This window comes from Brucella gallinifaecis, from assembly GCF_006476605.1.
Classification (GTDB): Bacteria; Pseudomonadota; Alphaproteobacteria; order Rhizobiales; family Rhizobiaceae; genus Brucella; species Brucella gallinifaecis.
Genome location: NZ_ML636806.1, coordinates 26,166 through 48,100, shown reverse-complemented (window position 1 = coordinate 48,100; position 21,935 = coordinate 26,166). Strand labels below are relative to the sequence as shown.

Genomic DNA, 21,935 nt, shown 5'->3' with positions numbered 1-21,935 from the left:
TATCCCTCATCTTCAGAAATACACTATGACACAGTCCTCCTGACAGCTCTCTGTCAGGAGCAAGTCTGGTTTTCACAATTAATGGGTGCTGCCTCTGAATTGTGGTGCCGCCGTGTCGTTCAAAGGTAAGTGGCCGCCATCAGCATAAATAGTCTGTCCGGTGATGTAGCTGGAATCGCTGGAAGCCAGAAATGAAGCAATTGCTGCAATTTCCGCAGCTTGACCGATTCGTCCCAGTGGTGTCCGCTCAAGTATTTTCTTGTGTGCGTCCATATCGTTGTCCACGGCGGACAACATATCTGTCTCAATTGAACCGGGACCAATGGCATTGACACGGATACCCCATCTGGCGAGTGCGACCGCCATTGTGCGTGTCAGCTGGTTCATACCGCCTTTGGAGACGCAATAGGCAAGCTGATCAGGCAGACCCAAAATCGCATTGATCGACGAGATATTGATAATCCTGCCTGCATCTCCGCCTGATTCAACGCGCGTCACCATGCGTTTTGCGACTGCTTGTGCACAAAGAAAAGCACCCTTGAGATTAACGCGTATCACCCGGTCGAAATCCTCTTCCTTGAGGTCGAGGAAATCGGATTGATGCACGATGGCGGCATTGTTGACGAGAATATCAATGTCGCCAAGACTGGTTGTCGCATAGGTTAGCAGATTATGAATATCGAGCTTGTCACCGACATCGCAGGCAATTGACAGAATCTTGCCATATTGCTGCAAATCTTCGACGGCCTTTGCTGCGGCTGAACCATCAATATCCGATATAATGACACTCGCACCATCCATCAGGAAGCGTTTTGCTATGGCATAGCCAATGCCACGTGCAGCCCCCGTGATGATTGCAACCTTGCCTTCTAACTGCATTTATCACTCTCCAGATTTGAGCGGAGAGTGGACCGGCGATTTTCGCCGGTCAAGAGTTGAAGAACGACAGGAAATGTTCAGGCGTAAGCGAGACCGATATGTCGTTCGCGCAGGACCGTGCTGATTTCGTCAAGAATTGCCGGATCATCAATGGTGGCCGGCATTTTCCATTCCACGCCATCTGCAATTTTCTGAATCGTAGAGCGTAATATCTTTCCTGAACGGGTTTTGGGCAGACGTTTTATCGTCAGCACCAATCGGAACGCGGCAACCGGACCAATGGCGTTGCGAATCATGCTCACGCATTCTTTTTCGACTTCTCGTGGGTCGCGGTCGATATTGGATTTGAGCACAAGGAAGCCACAAGGCACCTGGCCTTTTACCGAATCCGAAATCCCGAGCACTGCGCATTCCGCAACATCGGGATGGCTGGAAAGCACTTCTTCCATGGCACCGGTTGAGAGACGGTGGCCTGCGACATTGATGATGTCGTCTGTGCGGCTCATGATATAAAGATAGCCGTCCTCATCCATATAGCCCGCATCGGCCGTTTTATAATAGCCTGGAAACTCGTCGAGATAGGCTTTGCGAAAGCGCTCATCTGCATTCCACAAGGTTGGCAGACAACCGGGCGGCAAAGGCAGCTTTATAAGAATATTGCCAAGCTGACCGCGCTCAAGCTCATGGCCTGCGTCATCGAGGATCTGGATGTCATAGCCGGGCAGGCAGACCGCAGGTGAGCCATATCTGGTGTCAAGCTGACCGAGGCCCAGCGGATTGGCCACAATCGGCCAGCCGGTTTCTGTCTGCCACCAATGGTCGATAACAGGACGATCGAGCAGGTTTTCGGCCCAGCGGATTGTATCAGGATCGGCGCGTTCGCCTGCAAGAAAGAGTGCACGGAGTCTGGAGAGATCATATTTGCGTATAAAAGCGCCGTCTGCATCCTCTTTCTTGATGGCACGCAGTGCTGTGGGGGCGGTGAAAAGCACTTCCACGCCATGTTCTTCGATGATGCGCCAATAGGTACCGGCATCCGGTGTGCCAATGGGCTTGCCTTCAAACACGATTGTGGTCGCACCGGCAATAAGCGGTGCATAGACGATGTAGGAATGGCCAACGACCCAGCCCACATCGGATGCAGACCAGAAAACCTGACCGGGTTCGACACCATAGACATGTTTCATTGACCATGAAAGCGCCACCATGTGACCGCCATTGTCGCGCACAACACCCTTAGGCTCGCCCGTAGTGCCTGATGTATAAAGCACATAAAGCGGGTCAGTGGCTGCAACCGGGGTGCATGGAACATGACGACCGCGTGCGGCATTGACAGAGGTCCGGTAGTCAATGTCGCGGCCTTCAACAAGACTATGTGGATGTTCTTCGCGCTGGAGAATAATGCAATTTTCGACCTTATGACGGGCTGAGGCAATCGCCTGATCGAGCATTTCCTGATAGGGCACGATGCGGGAAGGCTCGATACCGCATGAGCCGGCGATAATCATGACCGGCTTTGCATCATCGATGCGGGTTGCAAGTTCGTTGGCGGCAAAGCCACCAAAGACCACCGAATGAACAGCGCCAATACGGGCGCAAGCCAGCATTGCAATGGCAGCTTCGGGTATCATGGGCATATAGATGATGACGCGATCGCCTTTACCCACGCCCTTGTCGAGCATGACAGCGGAAAGCGCTTCAACCTCTTCGAGCAATTCACGATAGGTAAATTTGCGCATTGAACCCGTTACCGGGCTTTCATAAATGAGGGCGACCTGATTGCTGCGTCCGTTGGCGACATGACGGTCGAGCGCATTGTAACAGGTGTTGCATTCGGCCCCTTTGAACCAGCGGCCATAGACACCTTCATCGCTTGCAAAAACCTGATCCCATGGCTTGAACCAGTCGATAGCTTGAGCGGCTTCAGCCCAGAAGGCTGCCGGATCGTTCTGCCATGCAGCATAGGTTTGCGCATATTTTGATGTCATGCTGTTCCTCCCAGAAGCGCACAATTTTCTTCTTCTCCGGTGCTGAGTGTATGCTGAGCATTAAAGTCTCGTCCATGAAACTAAAGATGAATAAGCTTGCCACTGTTGGACAGCACCGAAGGGGAGTACAGGATGCGAATCGCTGGTTCACATGGCGGGATGCGAGGTGTTTTTTGAGTAAAATCTTGCCGCTGCTGCTTTTGGCTCTGATGGCTTTGCATATTATCAAACCGCTTGGCTTGCCTGGGTTGAAAAAGCGTAGTGATTTCTGGAAAATTGCCGCCATTGCAATTTTTGCTATGGCGCTGGTCGTCGGGCTTCATTTCTCTGAAAGCTAAATTTCTAACCTGAAGCAAGTTTCTTAACGTTATTTTCGCAGCTTGACAGTGATTTTAGCCATAATCAGGTTTTGAAATGGCGATGAAAAATCCCATCTAAAGACTATCAGTTATAGGAGGAGAGATGCGACGTGCCCTTTTAAGCCTGCCATTCATGCTGGCTGCATCAATGATCGCGCTTCCTGTTAACAATGCGTTTGCAGAAAGCATCAATGCAGGAAGCAGGCAAGCGACCACAGAATTACCCTTTAATGTCGCAGCCGTGGCAGAGTTTGACACCCCATGGGCGATTGCATTTCTGCCGGATGGAAAATTGATCCTTACCGAGAAAGGCGGCAAGATTTTTGTCGTTTCTCAAAAGGGTGACAAGATTGAAGTTTCAGGCGTGCCGGAAGTGTTTTTCAGTGGACAGAGTGGTCTTCTGGATGTGGTTCCTGCACCCGATTTTGCCAAGAGCAAAAGGATTTATTTTACCTATGTCATGCCTGAAAACGGTGGTGGAAGCCTTGTTCTGGCGCGAGCTAAATTGTCTGAAAGCAAAGGCAAGGCCGAGCTTAAAAATCCTGAGATAATCTGGCGGCAGGCGACCATTGCCAAGGGTGGGCAACCGGGCGGCAAGATCGCTTTTGCGCCAGATAAAAAGCATCTGTTTCTCTCGGTGGGGGATCGGATGATTCCTGCCACTGCGCAGGATGAAAATGCGCCAATGGGGAAGATTCTGCGTATGAATCTTGATGGCTCAACGCCAAAAGATAATCCTCATGCGTCAGAAGATGGTGTGAAGGCGCTGACATGGAGTACAGGGCATCGTAATCCCTATGGGCTTGCATTTGCGGCTGATGGAAAACTTTGGGAGCATGAGATGGGGCCGCGCGGTGGTGATGAGTTCAATCTCATCAAACCGGGCCTGAATTATGGCTGGCCGATCGTTTCCAATGGTGACAATTATAGCGGAAGGCCTATTCCACGACATAGTACCCGACCGGAATTTGAAGCGCCGATGCTGTTCTGGACGCCGGTGATTTCGCCGGGTGGACTTGCTTTTTATAGGGGCAAGCAGTTTTCGGACTGGAATGGTTCCGCACTGATTGCCGGGCTTTCATCACAGGCACTGATCCGCGTAACCATCAACAGCGATGGTCAGCCGGATGAAGCAGAGCGTTTTGCAATGGAAAAACGTATCCGCGATGTGGCAATTGCCCCCGATGGTGCGATCTGGGTGATCGAAGACGATAATCCGGGACGATTGTTAAAACTCACGCCCAGGTCATAAATAAAAAGCCTCTCAATGTATAAGCCCCGGATTTCCGGGGCTTGTTAATTCTACTTCTTCAGGACATCAACGCCGGGCAGGGGCTTGCCTTCCATCCATTCAAGGAATGCGCCACCAGCGGTCGAGATATAGGTGAAGTCGTCGGCTACGCCTGCATGGTTGAGCGCTGCAACCGTATCGCCGCCACCGCCGACCGAAACCAGCTTGCCAGCTTTGGTGCGGGCTGCAACATGTTTTGCGGTTTTGACAGTTGCTGCATCGAACGGACGCAATTCAAACGCACCGAGCGGGCCATTCCAGATCAGCGTTGCTGCATCATCAATGGCAGAAGCAATCAGGTCGGTCGACAATGCGCCAGCATCGAGAATCATACCGTCGGCTGGAATGGCATCCACACCATAGGTCTGGTTTGGTGTATCGGCAGCAAAATGCCAGCCCACAACCGCATCAACCGGCAGGATGATCGCGCATTTGGTTTTTTCAGCCTTGGCCATGATTTCGCGTGCGGTGGGCGCAAGATCATGTTCGCAAAGCGATTTACCGACATTATGGCCCTGAGCTGCAAGGAAGGTATTGGCCATGCCGCCGCCAATCACCAGAGCATCAACCTTTTCAATGAGGTTTGAAAGCAGGTCAAGCTTGGTTGAAACCTTGGCGCCGCCAACGATTGCAACAACAGGACGCGCTGGCTGGCCGAGGCCTTTTTCAAGCGCTTCAAGTTCTGTCTGCATGCCACGGCCAGCATAGGCTGGCAGAACATGCGCGAGACCTTCGGTCGAAGCATGGGCGCGGTGTGCAGCCGAGAAAGCATCATTGACGAAGATGTCACCATTTGCAGCAAGAGCGGCCACGAATTCTGGATCGTTCTTTTCTTCACCCTTGTGAAAGCGGGTGTTTTCAAGCAGCAGAACATCGCCATCTTTCAGCGCATCGACTGCCGCCTTAGCCTTGTCGCCGATGCAGTCTTGCGCAAAATGGACATGATGACCAAGCACTTTCGAAAGGGGCTTTACCACGTGGCTCAATGAGTTTTCATCCGATGCCACACCCTTCGGGCGACCGAAATGAGCGAGCAGGATAGTCTTGGCACCCTTTTTCGAGAGCTCAGCAATGGTTGGAACAATGCGTTCGATACGGGTGAGGTCAGTTACCTCGCCCTCTGCCATTGGCACGTTGAGGTCTACGCGAACCAGAACGCGCTTTGATTTGACGTCGACATCATCAAGGGTGCGGAAAGCCATTTTTCTTCTCTCAGTTTTGAATATGTAATTGACAACGCCCCTTCATGGTTGAAGGGGCGTTGTCAGTCGTCAGATCAGCTTGCCAAAAGCAACAGCCGTGTCGCTCATGCGGCTGGAGAAGCCCCATTCATTGTCGTACCACGACAGAATGCGTACCATCGTGCCATCCATGACCTTGGTCTGGTCGGTGTGGAAGACCGATGAATGCGAATCATGGTTGAAGTCGTGCGAGACGAGTTTCTCGTCAGTGTAACCAAGAATGCCCTTGAGTCGGCCATTGGCAGCTTCGCGGATCGCATTGTTGATTTCTTCAACAGTGGTGGTGCGCTTGGCAACGAAGGTCAGGTCAACGACCGAAACATTCGGGGTTGGAACGCGGATTGCAACGCCGTCAAGCTTGCCTTTGAGTTCTGGCAGAACCAGACCGACAGCCTTGGCTGCACCCGTTGAAGTCGGGATCATCGAAAGAGCTGCTGCGCGTGCACGGTAGAGATCCTTGTGCATGGTGTCCAGCGTTGGCTGGTCGCCTGTATAGGAGTGGATCGTGGTCATGAAGCCCTTTTCGATGCCGATTGCATCGTTGAGAACCTGGGCCACTGGCGCAAGGCAGTTGGTGGTGCATGAAGCATTGGAAATGACCTGATGGTCCTTCGTCAGCTTGTCGTGGTTGACGCCGAAAACGACAGTCAGATCAGCGCCGTCAGCAGGAGCCGAAACGATAACGCGCTTGGCTCCGGCTTCAAGATGAAGGGCTGCCTTGTCGCGCGATGTGAAAATGCCGGTGCATTCCAGAGCGATATCGACGTTTTCTTCTTTCCACGGCAGTTCAGCCGGGTTGCGAACAGCATGGACCTTGATCGGGCCGTAGCCGACGTCGATGGTGTCGCCAACGACTTTCACTTCCTTTGGAAAGCGACCATGTACGCTGTCATAGCGCAGAAGATGCGCATTTGTTTCTACAGGGCCGAGATCGTTGATTGCAACGACCTGAATGTCGGTGCGTCCCGATTCGACGATAGCGCGAAGGACATTACGGCCAATGCGGCCAAAACCATTGATTGCAACGCGAACTGCCATTTTCTCTCATTCTCCCGAAAGGGTTCTGCCTATGCAGTGGCTTGATAAAACAGCTAAGATCAAAAAGCCCTAGCTGGAAAGGTAAACGCCGGCGTGTTGAGCGCCGGCGTTTGATCATTATGCGGCGTTGAGCTTCTTTTCCGCAGCTTCAGCAGCATGTTCTGCTGTGATGCCGAAATGCTTGTAGAGATCATTGATCTCGCCCGAAGCGCCAAAGCCCTTCATGCCGATGAAGATGCCGTCTTCGCCAATGAAACGTTCCCAGCCCATCGAAAGACCGGCTTCGATTGCGACCTTGACGGAAGCATCACCAAGCGTTGCCTGCTTGTAAGCGTCGCTCTGTGCTTCAAACAGCTCAAAACATGGAACCGAAACAACGCGGGTGGCAATGCCCTTGCCTTCGAGAAGGTCACGCGCTTTCAGTGCGATCTCAACTTCCGAGCCGGTTGCGAAAATCGAAACCTTTGCATCATTGCTTGCAGCAGCCAGTTCATAAGCGCCGAATGCGGAGAGGTTTTCTTCACGATGTTCGGTACGAACGACAGGCAGGTTCTGACGGGTCAGAGCGAGCGTCGAAGGCGTGCCCTTTGAATGCAGGGCAAGCTGCCAGCATTCTGCAACTTCCACAGCATCTGCCGGACGGAAGACATTATGGTTTGGAATGGCGCGCAGAGCTGCCAGATGCTCAACCGGCTGGTGGGTCGGGCCGTCTTCGCCAAGACCGATCGAATCATGGGTCATGACGTAAACAACGCGGATGCCCATCAGCGACGACAGACGCATGGCCGGGCGGCAATAATCCGAGAAGCACATGAAAGTGCCTGAGTAAGGGATCAGACCGCCATGCAGTGTGATACCGTTCATGGCAGCAGCCATGCCGTGTTCGCGGATACCATAGTGGATGTAACGACCACCATAGTTTTCCGGCGTAACAGCCTTGGTCTGGCTGGTCTTGGTGTTGTTGGAACCGGTCAGGTCGGCAGAGCCGCCAAGGGTTTCAGGCACAACGCCGTTGATCACTTCCAGAGCCATTTCGGACGACTTGCGGGTCGCAACCTTTGGCTTTTCAGCGGAAAGCTTCTTCTTGTATTCGTTGATCGCGTCATCGAAGTTTGCTGGCAGGTCGCCACGCATACGACGTTCAAATTCTGCGCGGGTTTCAGCATCGACAGCGGCAAGACGCTTTTCCCATTCCTGACGCTTCTTTGCAGCGTTGAGACCAGCAACGCGCCATGCGTCGAGCACCTCGGCAGGAATGACGAAAGGTTCAGCCGACCAGCCGAGCGCCTTGCGGGTTGCGGCAATTTCTTCCGCACCGAGTGGCGAGCCGTGAACCTTGTTGGTGCCAGCCTTGTTTGGCGAACCAAAGCCGATTGTGGTCTTGCATGCAATGAAGGTCGGGCGGTCGGAAACCTTGGCCAGTTCAATCGCCTTGGCAATCGCATCCTGATCATGACCGTCAACAGCCAGTGTGTTCCAGCCGGAAGCGGCGAAACGTGCAGGTTGATCCGTGTTATCAGACAGCGTAATCGGGCCGTCGATGGAGATGTTGTTGTCATCCCATAAAACGATCAGCTTGTTGAGCTTGAGGTGACCGGCAAGGGCAAGCGCTTCCTGGCTGATGCCTTCCATGAGGCAGCCGTCACCAACAATCGCATAGGTGTAGTGGTCAACAAGGCTGTCGCCAAACTGTGCATTGAGGATGCGCTCGGAAAGCGCCATGCCAACAGCATTGGCAATGCCCTGACCGAGTGGGCCGGTCGTGGTTTCGATGCCGGCTGCATGACCATATTCTGGATGACCTGCCGTGCGTGCGCCAAGCTGGCGGAAATTCTTGATTTCCTCAATGGAGATGTCTTCGTAGCCCGAAAGATAGAGCAGCGAATAAAGAAGCATCGAGCCGTGGCCTGCAGAAAGCACGAAGCGGTCGCGGTCCGGCCAATGCGGGTTCTGCGGGTCATGTGAGAGAAAACGCGTATAAAGCGTGGTCGCAATATCGGCTGCACCCATCGGCAGTCCGGGATGGCCGGAATTGGCTTTTTCAACCGCATCAATCGAGAGGAAGCGGATTGCATTGGCCAACTGATTTTGTTTATCGGAATTCGTCATGGTCTCAGCCGTCTTTCCAGAGTGGTTTGAACGGGGTTGCGGCGATGCCTCGGGACTGAAGCACGAATTTCTTATACTAAACGATTTAATCTATTTAAACCGATTAAATGCATCAGATGCTCGCGCTGCAGAAGGCTTTGGGACACATAGCACCTGCGACCGAGGAGTCAACAAAACGATAGCTTATTCGACAATAAACACTTTGCGATTATACACTTGATGCGGGCAATCTTTGCGATCTTTATCACGCAAAAGCCCTTTTTGCGCTGATAACGGTGTATGAATCGCCTCAAAGCCCCCTCATTTGTTGCTTATCGGGCTCACGATTATTACAGTCTTTTTAAAGATGCTCGTCCGGCAGGCGCGATTCGAAGTCTGAAATCTGGGTCTGTGATCTGGCATTGGAAAGGATATGGATGGCACCCGATACGACCCTCAGGCAAGTTCTTGAACGGCTGGAAAAGGCACTTGATACGCTTGAACAAGCGGTTGATCTGCGGCTGGACAAGGAAGGCGATTTTGCCGAAGTCGAGGAAGAGGTGCAGCGTATGAACGCTGACCGTAGCAAACTCGCTCAGGAACTTGATCAATCTGAGGCGCGTGCAGAGCGGCTTGAGGCTGCAAACCGCGAGGTTTCACGACGTCTGGTGACTGCTATGGAAACCATCCGCGCCGTTCTGGATCGATAAAGGATACAAGCATGGCGACTGTAACTGTTACCATTGATGGCAAAGCCTATCGTATGGCCTGTGACGAAGGGCAGGAAGAGCATCTTACTGGCCTTGCTGATCGGTTTGATCAATATGTCACGCATCTCAAATCGTCTTTTGGCGAAATTGGTGATCTGCGTTTAACCGTTATGGCCGGTATTATGGTCATGGACGAATTGACGGAAATGCAAAAGCGCATCAAGGGTCTTGAAAAAGAAATCGAAGCCTTGCGTCGTTCCCACGATGAAGCGCTGACAAGTGCGGATAAGAATGATGCTGCAATTACCGGCGTTCTGAGCGAACTTGCAGAGCGCATTGAACAGGTTGCATCGAAAATTGCGCCGCGTCCCGGTTCGGCCTGAATAATAAAAAGTTTTTAAATCCAGTGCTCACGCCTCTGGCGCTCCCTTGCGAGTAAGCCTATATAGGTTCTTGGCGTACTGCGCTTCCCGACAGGTGTAACAGCATCCCCGGGGCCTTATTGATCTCTAAGGGAGCTGTCCCTGTGAAGGCCTGTGGGCTTTCGCATATGGCGCCCACCTACTTTGTAGGTTCCCGGGATCAAACACTACCATCGGTCGTCGTGGTCGCCACTTTTCTGCTTTTGCGCTTTCGGGCGCAAAGCTGTTTGTTATTTAAGGCAAACATGTTTTAAAACGCCTTCTAGCTTTATAGAATAGCTTTAAAGATATGTGCGTTTGCTGATGACATTTTCTCCTCCTGATTTACCTGCTTTTTCTGAACGTCTGCGCGTAGCTGTCCCTGTTGCGATTGTTTACGGGCTTGTGCTTTATGTTCTCATCTGGTTGACGCCGGCCTCGGATATGATGCCCTTTATCGCTGGGCTTATGCTTTTACCAATGGGGATAGCCAGTCTTGCATCCAGCCTCAGCGATCCACGTGCACAAAAGGGTCTCTGGCGCCATGTAAAAATGAGCTGGATGATCATTTCAGGCCTAATTGTTATCAGTGTGGTCTTGTTCGAAGAAGGCGGGATTTGCGTGATCATGGCCGCGCCGTTTTTTGCTATCTTTTCGGCTTTGGGATCATGGATTACGCTGTCGCTTATTCGTCGTTTTCGTACACCACGCTCGACAATGCTGGTGGTTGCGCTTCCGTTGATGTTTTACCCGCTTGAGCCGTTGCTGAGTTATGAACCACATGAGGGGATGGTTACAACAATTATCGATATTGCAGCTTCGCCTGAGATTGTGTGGCAGCAGACTGCTGAAATCCGCAATGTTCGTGCGGATGAATTATCATGGACTTTCAGCCACGGGATTGTTGGTGTACCGCAGCCTGTCGATGCGCGGCTTGAGGGTGCGGGTGTTGGTGCGCTACGTCAGCTTGAATGGACGCGCGGCGTAAAATTTCAGGAAATTATAACGCAGTGGGAAGAAAATCGTCTCTTGGCATGGGACTTTAATTTTGGGCCGGAATCGATACCTGCGGCTGTTGAGGCCCATATCAATGTGGATAGCTCTTATCTAAAGCTTACCAATGGTGATTATCAGCTTGAAACATTGCCAAATGGCCACACACGCCTCACACTGACCACGCGCTACCGGATTGCCACTCCGATCAATTTCTATTGTGATTTTTGGGGCAAAGTTTTTCTAAATGATTTTCATGGGGTTGTGCTGAAAGTCATTCGGGAGCGGTCAGAGAGAATTGCAACTGCCGCTTGACGGGCGAGTTCATTCCGGTTCCACTGTCAACAATTGTTGGAGGTGTTTGATGTATGATACCGGACAGCCACAAGGTGATGACAAGCAGGCGGTGAGACGGGCAGTGCTTTCACGCCGTGATGCGCTTGATCCGCGATTTCGTTATGAAGCCTCTTTGTCCGCTGCTAAAAAGGCTGAAGCTGCCATTCATATTCCCAAGGGGGCTATGATTGCAGGATATTGGCCAATCCGTTCGGAGATTGATCCGCGTCCGCTTTTGTCTTTCATGCGCGATCAGGGTGTGCGGCTGTGTCTTCCTGTGGTTCTCGACAAGGAGACAATTGCATTTCGCGAGTTTCTGCCGGATGCGGAACTGGTCCAGACGGGTTTTGGCACTATGGGGCCGGATAAGGATGCACCATTGGTCGATCCGGCTATCATGCTGATGCCGCTTGCTGGTTTCGACAAACGCGGCCACAGGCTGGGCTATGGTGCCGGACATTATGACCGCGCACTTTCGCGCTTCACAAAGCGTGGATTGGAACCACTGTTGATTGGCATGGCATTTGACTGTCAGGAAGTGCCACATGTACCCAATGAGCCGCATGATATTGCTCTTCACCAGATACTGACAGAGACCGGCTTGCGCTCCTTTGATCAGGGCTGATAAAGACGGAATTATGAGATTACTTTTTCTTGGTGATATGGTGGGCCGATCGGGGCGTATGGCAGTCTATGACAAGCTGCCAGGATTGATTTCCGATCTCAAGCTGGATTTCGTGATCGTCAACGGTGAGAATGCCGCTGGCGGCTTCGGTATTACCGAAGAGATTTTTCACGATACGATTCGCGCAGGCGCTGACGTGGTGACGACTGGCAATCACGTGTGGGATCAGCGCGAGGCGCTGGATTTCTCCAAGCGTGAAGACCGTTTCTTACGTCCGGCGAATTTTCCGAAAGGAACCGCGGGTAAGGGCGAGGGGCTTTATATCGCTAAAAACGGTGCGCGCGTGCTGGTTTCCAATGTGATGGGGCGCGTTTTCATGCATCCCGATCTTGATGATCCATTTATTGCAGCCGAGAAAATTCTTGAAGCTTGTCCACTTGGTGAGCAGGCTGATGCCGTGTTTTTTGATTTTCATGCGGAAGCCACCAGTGAAAAGCAGTGCTTTGGTCATTTTGTTGATGGCCGCGCCAGCGCTGTTGTGGGAACGCATACGCATGTGCCCACTGCCGATTGCCAGATTTTGCGCAATGGTACGGCCTATATGTCTGATGCAGGCATGTGCGGCGATTATGATTCGTCCCTTGGTATGGACAAGGAAGAGCCGCTTAACCGCTTTTTGTCTAAAGTGCCGAAGGGCCGTTTTGAAGCAGCCAGCGGTCCGGCAACGGTCTGTGGTGTGGGGATAGAGATTTCTGACCGTACAGGGCTCGCCGAGAAGGCTGCACCTTTACGCATCGGTGCAAGGCTGGAAGAGACGTTACCAGAGTTCTGGCGCTAATTTTTTTATAATGTGATTTTCACATTCGCGTAATTGTCGCTGACAGCTATGCGGGTGCACAGATCTGACCATTCGCAAGATTTGCAGGCTTTGCGGATGGTTCCTGCTGCAAATGCAGAACGCATCAAGGCAAGCCGTTTTACATCCAGCTTGAAATCAGACCCTGTAGTAATCTTCGTTTCAAATAAATCAGAGACAGAGTTCAAAGCCAGCCTGTCGCGCATAACCACGCTTTCGTTGAAGCAATGGCAATCCTTTGTGCAAAGCAGCGGCTGGCAAATATCATCAGGCCCATCGACAAGTGCGATGTCTTCTCCATCAGACAGGCGCCCGGCAATCGTTTCATAGTTTTCCACGAAAGCCGGGCTGTAGCCTTTGCCGATATAGGTCAGCATACAGAGAAGATGATGGCCGCGTAAGCGTACCGTCATAATCTGCTTATCGCGTTGCAGCTTTAAGAATTGCGGCTCCCAGTGCCGACTTGATCACTGCGCCGATGATAAATGGCGTTACGCCAAAGGCAACGGCCTTTTCAATACCGATCACGCTTGAAAGCCATAATGCACCCAGTGCAAGGCAGATTGCATTGGCGGCGATGAACGAGGTGAAGGCGAGAACAATGTTCTTGCCGTTCCAGCCGCGCTCAGCAAGATAGCCGGTGAATGCTGCGATAATCGGGAATGCTGCGAGATAACCGGCTGTTGGACCTGCAAAATGAGGGAGCCCACCGGCACCGCCTGCGAGAACAGGAAGACCAATCATGGCCTGACCGAGCCATGCAAGGACAGTGGCAAGGCCAAGACGCCAGCCATAGAGGGCGCCGATCAATGGCACGACCAGAGTTTGAAGCGTGATAGGAACGGGAATCATCGGAACTTCAATCTGCGATGAGATTGCCAGAACCAATGTTCCAAAAACAACCGCTGCAATGCGCAGGGCAGGGGAGCGGGATTCAAGGTTCAGAGGGCTATAGGTCGGGCGCGTTTGTGTGATGCTTGTCATGGCTTCCTCAATTTATAGATAAAATTCTTATCTGATCTATTAATTCCAGAGAATATATGTCTTTGGCAAGTGAGAAATTATAAAAGCCCTCAAAACAAAGCGAAAAGCCTGTATATTCAGCGCTTCAGCCAACGATTGCGAATGAATCGCGGGTCTTGCCAGATGCTGTCTTGACAGAGCGATGACCAATCCATTGCACATGTCGGGCGAGAATGGTGGTTGCAGCTTCAATATCGTTCTCACGAAGAGCTGTCAGGATTGCCCTGTGATCGTGATCGGTGCGGGTTTCCCATTCCGAGCGCCATGTGGCAAACAAAAAGCGTGCACTGGCTGCGTGCAGGTCATCGATTGTTGCCAGAAGGCGCGGCATGTTGCACGGTTCGAGAATCAGCCGGTGAAAACGGCGATTGGCATCTTCCCAGCTTCTGACATCACGGGATTTATCGCCTTCAAGGGTTGCCTGTTCAGCCGCGTCAAGTGTCGCTCTTGTGATGTGTGGCGCTGCATGACGCAATGCCAGAACTTCAAGGGCTGCACGCATTTCTGCCACTTCTTGAATCTCGCTGATGTCGAAAGAGGCGACCCGGACACCACGTCGCGGCTCTGAAATTGCCAGTCCCTGCGCTTCCAACCGTCGAAAAGCCTCGCGCACAGGCACATGGCTTGTTGCAAACTCTTCGGCAATATGATCCTGGCGCAGTTTCACGCCCGGCTCAATCTCGCCTGCAATGATGCGGTCGGCAAGAATGCGGCTGATACGCGCTGCAATTGTCTCGCCGGGTAGATTGCTGGAACTTTGTTTCATGATTTTATAGATAATAGTGTTCGGGTCGGTGCGTCGACAATAATCTTGTTATTGTCGGTGGAATTTGTAACTGGGCGCTTGTACTGGACGAATGAGCCTTAATTCCTTATAACGCGCCCATTATGCACGGAAAGCACGCTGGCCCGAGCTTGTGGCCTGCCCTTTATTTCTAGTGACGCTTTTTCCGTGCGCTTTATTGGAACAGAACAGGGGTGTTATGGCTGGCCATTCACAGTTTAAGAATATCATGCACCGCAAAGGGCGCCAGGATGCCGTGCGGTCAAAAATGTTTTCCAAGCTCGGACGCGAAATTACCGTTGCGGCCAAGCAGGGTTTGCCTGATCCATTGATGAACCCGCGCTTGCGCCTGGCGATCCAGAACGCCAAGGCGCAATCGATGCCGAAAGACAATATCGAACGCGCTATCAAAAAAGCCGCTGGCAATGACGGCGAAAATTATGATGAAGTGCGTTATGAAGGCCGTGGACCCGGTGGTGTCATGGTTATTGTGGAAGCGCTGACCGACAATCGTAACCGCACGGCTTCCAATGTTCGCGCAGCTTTCACAAAGTCAGGCGGGGCGCTGGGTGAAACGGGTTCCGCAGCTTTCATGTTCGATCGTGTTGGCGAAATTATTTACAAGGCTGAAGTTGGCGATGCCGACAAGATCATGGAAGCGGCCATTGAAGCGGGTGCCGATGACGTTCAGTCGGGTGAAGAAGAGCATGTGATCCTTTGTGCCTTTGAAGACATTGGTGAAGTGTCGAAAGCGCTGGAAGCTGCCCTTGGTGAAGCCGAATCGATCAAAACAATCTGGAAACCCCAGACCAATACCGAACTTGATGAGGAAAAGGCCCGCTCCGTGCTGAAGCTTCTCAATGTTCTCGAAGATGATGATGACGTTCAGAATGTCTATAGCAACTTCGAAGTGAGTGATGAAATCATGGAAAAGCTGAGCGCCTGATTAAAAGCTTCAGTTCAGATCATGAAAACTCCCGGCTTGCCCGGGAGTTTTTTATTGGGCGCTTGCCAAAAATCAGTGCAACAAAAAACCCCGCCAGAGCGAGGTTTTTCGTAAGTCCATCAATAACGGGCCATGCTGGCTTATTTCACAGTATAATCTCATCCGAAAAGTCGAAAAACTTTTCGGGATTATACTTTAAATACCGAGATTGCCGAAACGGTTCTTGAACTTGGTAACGCGGCCACCGCGGTCGAGCAGGGTCTGCGAACCGCCGGTCCATGCTGGATGCGTGGATGGGTCGATATCGAGGTTCATCGTATCGCCTTCCTTGCCCCATGTGGAACGGGTTGTGTATTCGGTGCCATCGGTCATCACGACCTTGATGGTGTGGTAGTCGGGATGGATATCAGCTTTCATCTTTTCAATCCTGAAAGTCTGGGAGGAAAAGCCCAGCTCTAATGTTTAAAACTGCGGCACTTTCGCCCGATGATCGATATGAAGACACGTTACCAACGGCAACGGCTTCCAAAAGGGTTGGCGAGCCTATACATCAGGCGCACGGCAATAACAAGGGCGCAATCTCAAGAATGGCCAGCACAGACAGTCAAATTCGTATGAATCCCGATCCAGATGGCAAAGGAGAGCGTAAACGCCGCTCATTGAAGCCGCTCAAGCGTATGCTTCCGTTCCTCTCGCGCTACAAGCCGCTGGTTATCGGGGCACTGTTCTCTCTGGTTCTGGCTGCTGTGACGACTCTTGCTGTGCCTGTTGCTGTTCGCCGTATGATCGATCATGGCTTTACAGGCGCGAATGCGATTTTCGTCAATAATTACTTCGGTATGCTTGTTGCTTTGGCGCTGATTCTGGCAATTGCATCAGGGCTTCGATATTTCTTTGTCATCTCCTTGGGCGAGCGGGTGGTGGCTGATTTACGAAATGCAGTCTTTTCGCATGTCACCAGCCTGTCGCCTGAGTTTTTCGACCGCTCGCAATCAGGCGAGATCGTTTCACGGCTTTCAGTTGATACAACGCAGATCAAGTCGGTTGTCGGTGCAACAGCTTCGGTTGCCTTGCGCAATATCATACTTGGTATTGGTGCATTGATCATGATGGTCGTCACCAGTCCCAAGCTTTCCGCGCTGGTGATTGCTGCAATTCCGCTGATTGTGATTCCACTGATTGCCTTTGGCCGCTCGGTCCGCCGACGTTCGCGCATGACACAGGATATGCTTGCGCACGCCAATTCCTATGCCAGCGAGCAGATTGGTGCCATGCGTACATTACAGGCTTTTACCAATGAAAATATGGTGGTGGGGCGTTTTGCAGGCGCCGTTGAAAAAGCCTATCAGGCAGCGCGTTCGTCAATCAAGGCCCGCGCCATTCTGACCGGTTTTGCGATTTTCCTGATTTTTTCAAGCGTTGTTGCCGTGCTGTGGTTTGGTTCGCGTGATGTGCTTTCAGGCACAATGAGCGCTGGCACGCTTGGCCAGTTTGTTCTTTATGCCGTGTTTGCGGCAAGTGCCTTTGGTGCACTTTCGGAAGTTGGTGGCGAACTGGCACAGGCAGCGGGTGCTACTGAACGCCTTGCAGAAATTCTGGATGAAAATCCGGGCATCACTGCACCTCTTAATCCTGTTGTCTTGCCGCAACCGCCTCGTGGCGAGATCAGCTTTGAGAATGTGTATTTCTCATATCCGACCCGTCCTGATGCGCCGTCACTTAATGGAGTAAGCTTTGCTGTAAAGCCCGGTGAGACGGTTGCCATTGTTGGCCCATCTGGTGCCGGCAAAAGCACGATCTTTTCACTGGTGATGCGTTATTACGATCCTCAGACCGGTTGCGTGCTTATAGATGGTGTGGCTTTGCCGGATGCGGATCCTGTGAAGTTGCGTGAACGTATCGCCGTAGTGCCGCAGGATGTGGTGATTTTTGCAACAACTATTCGCGACAATATCGGATTTGGCAAGCCGGGTGCGAGTGATGCGGAAATTGAAGCTGCGGCCAAAGCAGCCCTTGCGCATGATTTTATTCTCGCACTCGACAAAGGCTATGACACGCAAGTTGGTGAACGCGGCGTAACCCTTTCGGGTGGCCAGCGTCAGCGCATTGCCATTGCACGTGCAATTTTACGTTCAGCACCGATTCTCTTGCTGGATGAGGCAACCTCAGCCCTTGATGCGGAAAGCGAAATGCTGGTGCAGAAGGCACTTGATAGCCTGATGGATAATCGCACGACGCTGGTTGTGGCGCATCGGCTGGCGACCGTTCTCAAAGCCGACCGTATTCTGGTGCTCGACAAAGGGCAGATTGTGGAAGAGGGCACCCATCAGACGCTGGTTGAAAAGGGCGGGATTTATGCCCGCCTTGCCAAGCTGCAATTTGAAGCCGGTTCCGGTGTTTTCGGAAAATAAAAAAGGGGGCGATTAGCCCCTTTTTCTATCTTGCGCGCATCTTATCCGAAAACCGCTTCATTATCTTTCAGTGAGTTTCAACTCGATACGGCGGTTTCTGGCACGGGCATCAGGCGTATCTGTATTATCGAGCGGCTGATATTCGCCAAAGCCTGCTGCAACCAGACGGTTGGGTGGAACACCATTGGCGATCAGGTCTTTGACCACGGCAGTTGCGCGTGCCGAGGAAAGCTCCCAATTGTCGCGGAAGCGGCCAGTACCAGCGAGCGGTACATTATCGGTATGGCCATCCACGCGCAAAACCCAGTTGATGTCATCCGGTATTTCCTGATCAAGGGTGATGATCGCCTGAGCAAGCTTTTTCATCTCCTCTTGACCGGCAGGATTGAGATCAGCCGAGCCGGTTGGAAAAAGCACTTCCGACTGGAATACGAAGCGGTCGCCGACAATGCGGATATTTTCCTTGTCTGACAGGATTGCACGCAAACGGCCAAAGAAGTCTGAGCGATAGCGGTTGAGTTCCTGTACGCGCTGTGCAAGCGCCACATTAAGACGGCGGCCAAGGTCGGCAATCTTGGCATTTGATTCGCGATCACGCGATTCAGATGCATTGAGCGCATCTTCAAGCGCTGCGATCTGGCGGCGCAATGCCGAAATCTGCTGATTAAGCAGTTCGACCTGCGACAGCGCCCGTGCGCTTACCTGTTTTTCTGCATCCAGGCTTTGGCTGAGTTCACCGGCGCGTTTTTCAGCCGCAGCACCTGCACCGCTGCCTTCATTGAGCAGGGCTTGCAAGCGGGAACGTTCGCTTTCCGCCCCTGACAGCGAGGCTTGCAGATTGGCAATCGTGTCCTGCATATCCTGCGAATTGCTTTTTTCCAGCGAAAGAAGCTGTGTCAGTTCCTGTATCTGGCTGTTCAGGCGTGCAAGCGCGGTGTCCTTGCTATCAACATCTCGGCTTAACAGAAACTGCCCCAGCACGAAGACTGTAAGCAGAAACATGATTGCGAGAAGCAGGGTGGTCAGCGCATCGACAAAGCCTGGCCAGTAATCAATATGGCGTTGGGGGCGTCGGTTTCGGCCAAGTGCCATGAGGATTACTCCGGCCTTCTTCTATCAATGGGGCGTTCTGGAGAGGCTTCGGCAGGGGCTCTGGACGCAATGGCCTCATTGAGACGTTCAAGTGTTTCGCGAATCGCTTTTTGCTCGTCTGCCTGTTTCTCAATCCAGTCGCGCATCATTTGTTGTTCATTGCGCATGCTTTTGACCAGTCCCTGAATACCTTCTGCGAGATTGGCAAGCGCGGCCGTTGTGCGCTGGCTTGATGCTTCACCGCCTTGCAGGTTCTGCATACGCTCTGCAAGATTACGGATATCGCCAATTTGCTCGTCTGTGCTGAGATCCGAGCCAAGATCGGTGACGGATGAGAGCCAGTTTTCCAGTTCTGTGTAAAAGCGGTTCTGTGCGCGTCCCGCCTGAAGGTCGAGGAAGCCGAGAATAAGTGATCCCGAAAGGCCGAACAGGGAGGACGAGAAGGCCGTTCCCATGCCCGAAAGGGGCGCTTGCAGCCCGGCTTTAAGCGAATCAAGCACATCGGTTGTGCTGCCTGAGCCGGGATCCAGCGACTGGATAGTCTGGCCGATGGAGCCGACTGTTTCAAGCAAGCCCCAGAACGTACCAAGCAGGCCGAGAAACACCAGAAGTCCGATGAGATAGCGCGAAATATCGCGGCTTTCATCAAGGCGGGTGGCAATCGAATCGAGAATGGATCGGGTTGAAGTGGTCGTCAGTGCCATGGATTGTCTGCGTCCGATCAAGGCCCGCATAGGCGCAAGGAGGACAGGTGGGCGGGTGGCGCCGTCGCGTTCGCCTTCACGAAAGGAATTAACCCAGCGGATTTCCGGCAGCAGCCGCAGAACCTGTCCGAAGGCCAGCAGGATACCAACCAGCAAAACACCGAATATCAGGCCGTTGAGGCCGGGATTGGTGATGAAGAATATATGAATCTGCCGCATCAGCACTGCTGCAAGGAATGCAACGATGATGAGAAAGATCACCATGGAAAGAATGACAATTCTCGGGCTGCTCAGGCGGTAGGGATCATAGTCCCGTGTATCGTCAAGGCGTTCCCGTGAAGGTCTCAGATCGCTCATGCGTTTCGCTCCATGGATATGCGAAGGAATAATCTGTCGCGGGGAGCCTACTTCATAATTTGACGAAGCGGAATCGCTTAAAGCGAAAAAATAATGCGCCCCGGTTTTAAAGCCGGGGCGCAGAACAAGTCTGAAATCTGAGACGGGTCAGATTGGCTTGTTAATTGTCTTGAGCAATGCTTTTTGAATGACTTCATTGCCTGCAACAATGGTCTTGGTGCCGAAAATGTCCTGACCACCCTTTTTGTCGGAGACAAAGCCACCGGCCTCGCGGATCATCAGCATGCCTGCGCCGAGATCCCAAGGATGCATGCCGTCTTCCCAGAAGCCGTCAAGACGGCCTGCTGCGACATAGGCAAGATCAAGCGCAACGGCACCCATGCGGCGAATACCGGATGTTTCACCCATGACATTGCGCAGTTCGACAAGATATTGCCCGTGGCCAGGGCGACCTAGATGCGGGATGCCTGTGCCGATAACGCAATCAACCAGCTTGTTACGGGCTGCAACACGCAGACGACGATCATTGAGGAATGCGCCGCCACCGCGTTCAGCGGTGTAAAGCTCGTCCATGGCAGGATTGTAGATGACGCCTGCAACGATCTGTCCCTGACGCTCAAGTGCGATGGAAACTGCGAAAACAGGAATGCCGTGCAGGAAGTTCGTGGTGCCGTCGAGGGGATCAACCAGCCAGCGATGCTGTCCGTCTTTTGATTCAATCTCACCCGATTCTTCCATCAGAAAGCCAAAATCCGGGCGGGCGCGGCTCAGTTCTGTGTAGATAACTTTTTCTGCTTTGCGGTCGGCCTGGCTGACGTAATCGCCTGGACCTTTAAGAGAAACCTGAAGATTTTGCACTTCACCGAAATCGCGTGCAAGGCCGCGTCCGGCTTTCATAGCGGCCTGAACCATAACATTGAGGAGGGCTGAGCGGGCCATCTGATCGTCCTTTGAGAGCGCATTCCAAAACCTGTGAGCCGGTTTTTGATAGAAGCGCGTAATTAAACTTAAATGTGTCGATCTGATAGGATCAGACCTGTAACACATGAAACTGAGCTTACTGAGAAAGAACTGTCACATTTCTCTTTAAAGAGCATGGACTGCGGCGCCCAAATTTACAGGCGCCGCATGATTTCTGGAAATATTATGCGCGGCTGATATAGGTCAGTTCGCTGGTATCAACGATCACGCGCTCACCGGATTCGATGAATGGTGGAACGAGGATACGGATGCCGTTTTCCAGAACTGCCGGCTTGTAGGATGATGCAGCAGTCTGGCCCTTCACAACCGGATCGGCTTCAACAATTGCCAGTGTAACCTGTTCTGGAAGACGAATGCCGATCGGCTTTTCTTCATAGAGTTCAACAGTGACCATCATGCCGTCCTGAAGGAATGCAGAGCGGTCGCCAACGAAATCTTTGAGAAGTTCAAGCTGTTCATAGGTCTCGGTATCCATGAAAACCAGCGCTTCGCCCTGTTCGTAGAGGAACGAGAAATCCTTCTGTTCCAGACGAACGCGCTCGACGGTTTCGGCCGCGCGGAAACGTTCGTTGAGTTTGGTGCCGGTGATAAGGTTTTTGAGTTCAACCTGATTGTAAGCGCCGCCTTTGCCAGGCTTGACCGCATTGGTTTTAACCGCAACCCACAAGCCGCCATCATGCTCGATGACATTGCCTGGGCGGATTTCGTTACCATTGATCTTCATAAGATTAATCCGGGAGTAGATGTGAAACTGTTGCGGCCCGGTGCATCACGACAGAAAGGCAATCGATGTCTCTCAACAGGGATTGCGTCCATCTTTAAACTCGAACCA

The 21,935-nt window shown here is 52.3% G+C and carries 22 protein-coding genes and 1 other RNA gene; 10 read left to right on the top strand and 13 right to left on the bottom strand.

Annotated elements, in window-relative coordinates; translation table 11 throughout:
* Nucleotides 1–78: 78 nt before the first annotated feature.
* Both FHY56_RS11425 and FHY56_RS11420 read right to left on the bottom strand, forming a co-directional pair.
* Nucleotides 79–879, bottom strand: coding sequence for an SDR family NAD(P)-dependent oxidoreductase (locus FHY56_RS11425; RefSeq protein ID WP_140905301.1), 801 nt, complete (start codon nt 877–879; stop codon nt 79–81).
* A gap of 77 nt (nt 880–956) precedes the next feature.
* On the bottom strand, nt 957–2,867 hold the full coding sequence (locus FHY56_RS11420) for a propionyl-CoA synthetase (protein ID WP_140905300.1): 1,911 nt from the start codon (nt 2,865–2,867) through the stop codon (nt 957–959).
* Nucleotides 2,868–2,953: 86 nt separating this feature from the next.
* On the opposite strand from FHY56_RS11420, the gene FHY56_RS11415 reads away from it, so the two are divergent.
* Together FHY56_RS11415 and FHY56_RS11410 are read left to right on the top strand one after the other, a co-directional pair.
* A complete protein-coding gene (locus FHY56_RS11415; protein ID WP_140905299.1) occupies nt 2,954–3,205 on the top strand; it encodes a hypothetical protein in 252 nt (83 codons plus the stop codon).
* 124 nt (nt 3,206–3,329) lie between these two features.
* The gene (locus FHY56_RS11410) at nt 3,330–4,478 is read left to right on the top strand and encodes a PQQ-dependent sugar dehydrogenase (protein ID WP_140905298.1); all 1,149 of its coding nucleotides are present in this window, start codon (nt 3,330–3,332) and stop codon (nt 4,476–4,478) included.
* A gap of 50 nt (nt 4,479–4,528) precedes the next feature.
* Here FHY56_RS11410 and FHY56_RS11405 read toward each other — a convergent pair whose 3' ends face one another.
* From FHY56_RS11405 to tkt, 3 genes are all read right to left on the bottom strand, one after another.
* Entirely contained in the window at nt 4,529–5,719 is a 1,191-nt protein-coding gene (locus FHY56_RS11405) for a phosphoglycerate kinase (protein WP_140905297.1), read from the bottom strand.
* 69 nt (nt 5,720–5,788) lie between these two features.
* Nucleotides 5,789–6,796: a type I glyceraldehyde-3-phosphate dehydrogenase gene (gene gap, locus FHY56_RS11400; protein WP_140905296.1), complete on the bottom strand. Its 1,008-nt coding sequence runs from the start codon at nt 6,794–6,796 to the stop codon at nt 5,789–5,791.
* A 117-nt stretch (nt 6,797–6,913) separates the two neighbouring features.
* Nucleotides 6,914–8,905: a transketolase gene (tkt, locus tag FHY56_RS11395; RefSeq protein ID WP_140905295.1), complete on the bottom strand. Its 1,992-nt coding sequence runs from the start codon at nt 8,903–8,905 to the stop codon at nt 6,914–6,916.
* 416 nt (nt 8,906–9,321) lie between these two features.
* Between tkt and FHY56_RS11390 the strand changes: the two genes are divergently transcribed.
* The 6 genes from FHY56_RS11390 (at nt 9,322) to FHY56_RS11365 (ending at nt 12,787) form a co-directional block, all read left to right on the top strand.
* A complete protein-coding gene (locus FHY56_RS11390) occupies nt 9,322–9,594 on the top strand; it encodes a DUF4164 domain-containing protein (protein WP_140905294.1) in 273 nt (90 codons plus the stop codon).
* Between the two features lie 11 nt (nt 9,595–9,605).
* Nucleotides 9,606–9,977 carry a cell division protein ZapA gene (locus tag FHY56_RS11385; protein WP_140905293.1) on the top strand — a complete coding sequence of 124 codons (372 nt, stop codon included), beginning with the start codon at nt 9,606–9,608 and terminating at the stop codon, nt 9,975–9,977.
* Between the two features lie 72 nt (nt 9,978–10,049).
* Nucleotides 10,050–10,208, top strand: a non-coding RNA gene (gene ssrS, locus FHY56_RS11380) — 6S RNA.
* Between the two features lie 111 nt (nt 10,209–10,319).
* The gene (locus tag FHY56_RS11375) at nt 10,320–11,303 is read left to right on the top strand and encodes an SRPBCC family protein (protein ID WP_140905292.1); all 984 of its coding nucleotides are present in this window, start codon (nt 10,320–10,322) and stop codon (nt 11,301–11,303) included.
* Between the two features lie 49 nt (nt 11,304–11,352).
* Nucleotides 11,353–11,949 (top strand): 5-formyltetrahydrofolate cyclo-ligase, encoded by a 597-nt coding sequence (locus FHY56_RS11370; RefSeq protein ID WP_140905291.1) that lies wholly within the window; start codon nt 11,353–11,355, stop codon nt 11,947–11,949.
* 13 nt (nt 11,950–11,962) lie between these two features.
* On the top strand, nt 11,963–12,787 hold the full coding sequence (locus tag FHY56_RS11365) for a TIGR00282 family metallophosphoesterase (protein WP_140905290.1): 825 nt from the start codon (nt 11,963–11,965) through the stop codon (nt 12,785–12,787).
* 5 nt (nt 12,788–12,792) lie between these two features.
* Here FHY56_RS11365 and FHY56_RS11360 read toward each other — a convergent pair whose 3' ends face one another.
* The 3 genes from FHY56_RS11360 to FHY56_RS11350 all read right to left on the bottom strand — a co-directional run bounded on the left by FHY56_RS11360 (nt 12,793) and on the right by FHY56_RS11350 (nt 14,594).
* On the bottom strand, nt 12,793–13,218 hold the full coding sequence (locus tag FHY56_RS11360) for a DUF1284 domain-containing protein (RefSeq protein WP_140905289.1): 426 nt from the start codon (nt 13,216–13,218) through the stop codon (nt 12,793–12,795).
* Between the two features lie 7 nt (nt 13,219–13,225).
* The gene (locus FHY56_RS11355) at nt 13,226–13,789 is read right to left on the bottom strand and encodes a biotin transporter BioY (RefSeq protein ID WP_140905288.1); all 564 of its coding nucleotides are present in this window, start codon (nt 13,787–13,789) and stop codon (nt 13,226–13,228) included.
* A 124-nt stretch (nt 13,790–13,913) separates the two neighbouring features.
* A complete protein-coding gene (locus FHY56_RS11350; RefSeq protein WP_140905287.1) occupies nt 13,914–14,594 on the bottom strand; it encodes a GntR family transcriptional regulator in 681 nt (226 codons plus the stop codon).
* 217 nt (nt 14,595–14,811) lie between these two features.
* Between FHY56_RS11350 and FHY56_RS11345 the strand changes: the two genes are divergently transcribed.
* Nucleotides 14,812–15,558, top strand: coding sequence for a YebC/PmpR family DNA-binding transcriptional regulator (locus tag FHY56_RS11345; protein ID WP_140905286.1), 747 nt, complete (start codon nt 14,812–14,814; stop codon nt 15,556–15,558).
* Nucleotides 15,559–15,753: 195 nt separating this feature from the next.
* Here FHY56_RS11345 and rpmE read toward each other — a convergent pair whose 3' ends face one another.
* Nucleotides 15,754–15,975: a 50S ribosomal protein L31 gene (rpmE, locus tag FHY56_RS11340; RefSeq protein ID WP_140905285.1), complete on the bottom strand. Its 222-nt coding sequence runs from the start codon at nt 15,973–15,975 to the stop codon at nt 15,754–15,756.
* A gap of 197 nt (nt 15,976–16,172) precedes the next feature.
* Here rpmE and FHY56_RS11335 point away from each other — a divergent pair, with 197 nt between their 5' ends.
* Nucleotides 16,173–17,969, top strand: coding sequence for an ABC transporter transmembrane domain-containing protein (locus tag FHY56_RS11335; RefSeq protein ID WP_376890322.1), 1,797 nt, complete (start codon nt 16,173–16,175; stop codon nt 17,967–17,969).
* 60 nt (nt 17,970–18,029) lie between these two features.
* Here FHY56_RS11335 and FHY56_RS11330 read toward each other — a convergent pair whose 3' ends face one another.
* The 4 genes from FHY56_RS11330 to efp all read right to left on the bottom strand — a co-directional run bounded on the left by FHY56_RS11330 (nt 18,030) and on the right by efp (nt 21,827).
* Nucleotides 18,030–19,061, bottom strand: a complete 1,032-nt coding sequence (locus FHY56_RS11330; RefSeq protein ID WP_140905284.1) for a peptidoglycan -binding protein — start codon at nt 19,059–19,061, stop codon at nt 18,030–18,032.
* Between the two features lie 5 nt (nt 19,062–19,066).
* Nucleotides 19,067–20,122, bottom strand: coding sequence for a MotA/TolQ/ExbB proton channel family protein (locus tag FHY56_RS11325; protein WP_140905283.1), 1,056 nt, complete (start codon nt 20,120–20,122; stop codon nt 19,067–19,069).
* Nucleotides 20,123–20,269: 147 nt separating this feature from the next.
* Nucleotides 20,270–21,061, bottom strand: a complete 792-nt coding sequence (locus FHY56_RS11320; RefSeq protein ID WP_140905282.1) for an inositol monophosphatase family protein — start codon at nt 21,059–21,061, stop codon at nt 20,270–20,272.
* A gap of 205 nt (nt 21,062–21,266) precedes the next feature.
* Nucleotides 21,267–21,827, bottom strand: coding sequence for an elongation factor P (gene efp / locus FHY56_RS11315; protein WP_140905281.1), 561 nt, complete (start codon nt 21,825–21,827; stop codon nt 21,267–21,269).
* Nucleotides 21,828–21,935 lie beyond the last annotated feature (108 nt).

Bases quoted from the DNA above. Each gene is read 5' to 3' on its own strand.
- FHY56_RS11415 (WP_140905299.1), top strand. From the start codon at position 2,954: ATGAATAAGCTTGCCACTGTTGGACAGCACCGAAGGGGAGTACAGGAT.
- FHY56_RS11390 (WP_140905294.1), top strand. From the start codon at position 9,322: ATGGCACCCGATACGACCCTCAGGCAAGTTCTTGAACGGCTGGAAAAG.
- FHY56_RS11365 (WP_140905290.1), top strand. From the start codon at position 11,963: ATGAGATTACTTTTTCTTGGTGATATGGTGGGCCGATCGGGGCGTATG.
- efp (WP_140905281.1), bottom strand. From the start codon at position 21,827: ATGAAGATCAATGGTAACGAAATCCGCCCAGGCAATGTCATCGAGCAT.
- FHY56_RS11335 (WP_376890322.1), top strand. From the start codon at position 16,173: ATGAATCCCGATCCAGATGGCAAAGGAGAGCGTAAACGCCGCTCATTG.
- FHY56_RS11325 (WP_140905283.1), bottom strand. From the start codon at position 20,122: ATGAGCGATCTGAGACCTTCACGGGAACGCCTTGACGATACACGGGAC.
- FHY56_RS11345 (WP_140905286.1), top strand. From the start codon at position 14,812: ATGGCTGGCCATTCACAGTTTAAGAATATCATGCACCGCAAAGGGCGC.
- FHY56_RS11350 (WP_140905287.1), bottom strand. From the start codon at position 14,594: ATGAAACAAAGTTCCAGCAATCTACCCGGCGAGACAATTGCAGCGCGT.
- FHY56_RS11355 (WP_140905288.1), bottom strand. From the start codon at position 13,789: ATGACAAGCATCACACAAACGCGCCCGACCTATAGCCCTCTGAACCTT.
- gap (WP_140905296.1), bottom strand. From the start codon at position 6,796: ATGGCAGTTCGCGTTGCAATCAATGGTTTTGGCCGCATTGGCCGTAAT.
- FHY56_RS11385 (WP_140905293.1), top strand. From the start codon at position 9,606: ATGGCGACTGTAACTGTTACCATTGATGGCAAAGCCTATCGTATGGCC.
- FHY56_RS11370 (WP_140905291.1), top strand. From the start codon at position 11,353: ATGTATGATACCGGACAGCCACAAGGTGATGACAAGCAGGCGGTGAGA.
- FHY56_RS11360 (WP_140905289.1), bottom strand. From the start codon at position 13,218: ATGACGGTACGCTTACGCGGCCATCATCTTCTCTGTATGCTGACCTAT.
- FHY56_RS11330 (WP_140905284.1), bottom strand. From the start codon at position 19,061: ATGGCACTTGGCCGAAACCGACGCCCCCAACGCCATATTGATTACTGG.
- FHY56_RS11425 (WP_140905301.1), bottom strand. From the start codon at position 879: ATGCAGTTAGAAGGCAAGGTTGCAATCATCACGGGGGCTGCACGTGGC.
- FHY56_RS11420 (WP_140905300.1), bottom strand. From the start codon at position 2,867: ATGACATCAAAATATGCGCAAACCTATGCTGCATGGCAGAACGATCCG.
- rpmE (WP_140905285.1), bottom strand. From the start codon at position 15,975: ATGAAAGCTGATATCCATCCCGACTACCACACCATCAAGGTCGTGATG.
- FHY56_RS11410 (WP_140905298.1), top strand. From the start codon at position 3,330: ATGCGACGTGCCCTTTTAAGCCTGCCATTCATGCTGGCTGCATCAATG.
- FHY56_RS11320 (WP_140905282.1), bottom strand. From the start codon at position 21,061: ATGGCCCGCTCAGCCCTCCTCAATGTTATGGTTCAGGCCGCTATGAAA.
- tkt (WP_140905295.1), bottom strand. From the start codon at position 8,905: ATGACGAATTCCGATAAACAAAATCAGTTGGCCAATGCAATCCGCTTC.
- FHY56_RS11375 (WP_140905292.1), top strand. From the start codon at position 10,320: ATGACATTTTCTCCTCCTGATTTACCTGCTTTTTCTGAACGTCTGCGC.
- FHY56_RS11405 (WP_140905297.1), bottom strand. From the start codon at position 5,719: ATGGCTTTCCGCACCCTTGATGATGTCGACGTCAAATCAAAGCGCGTT.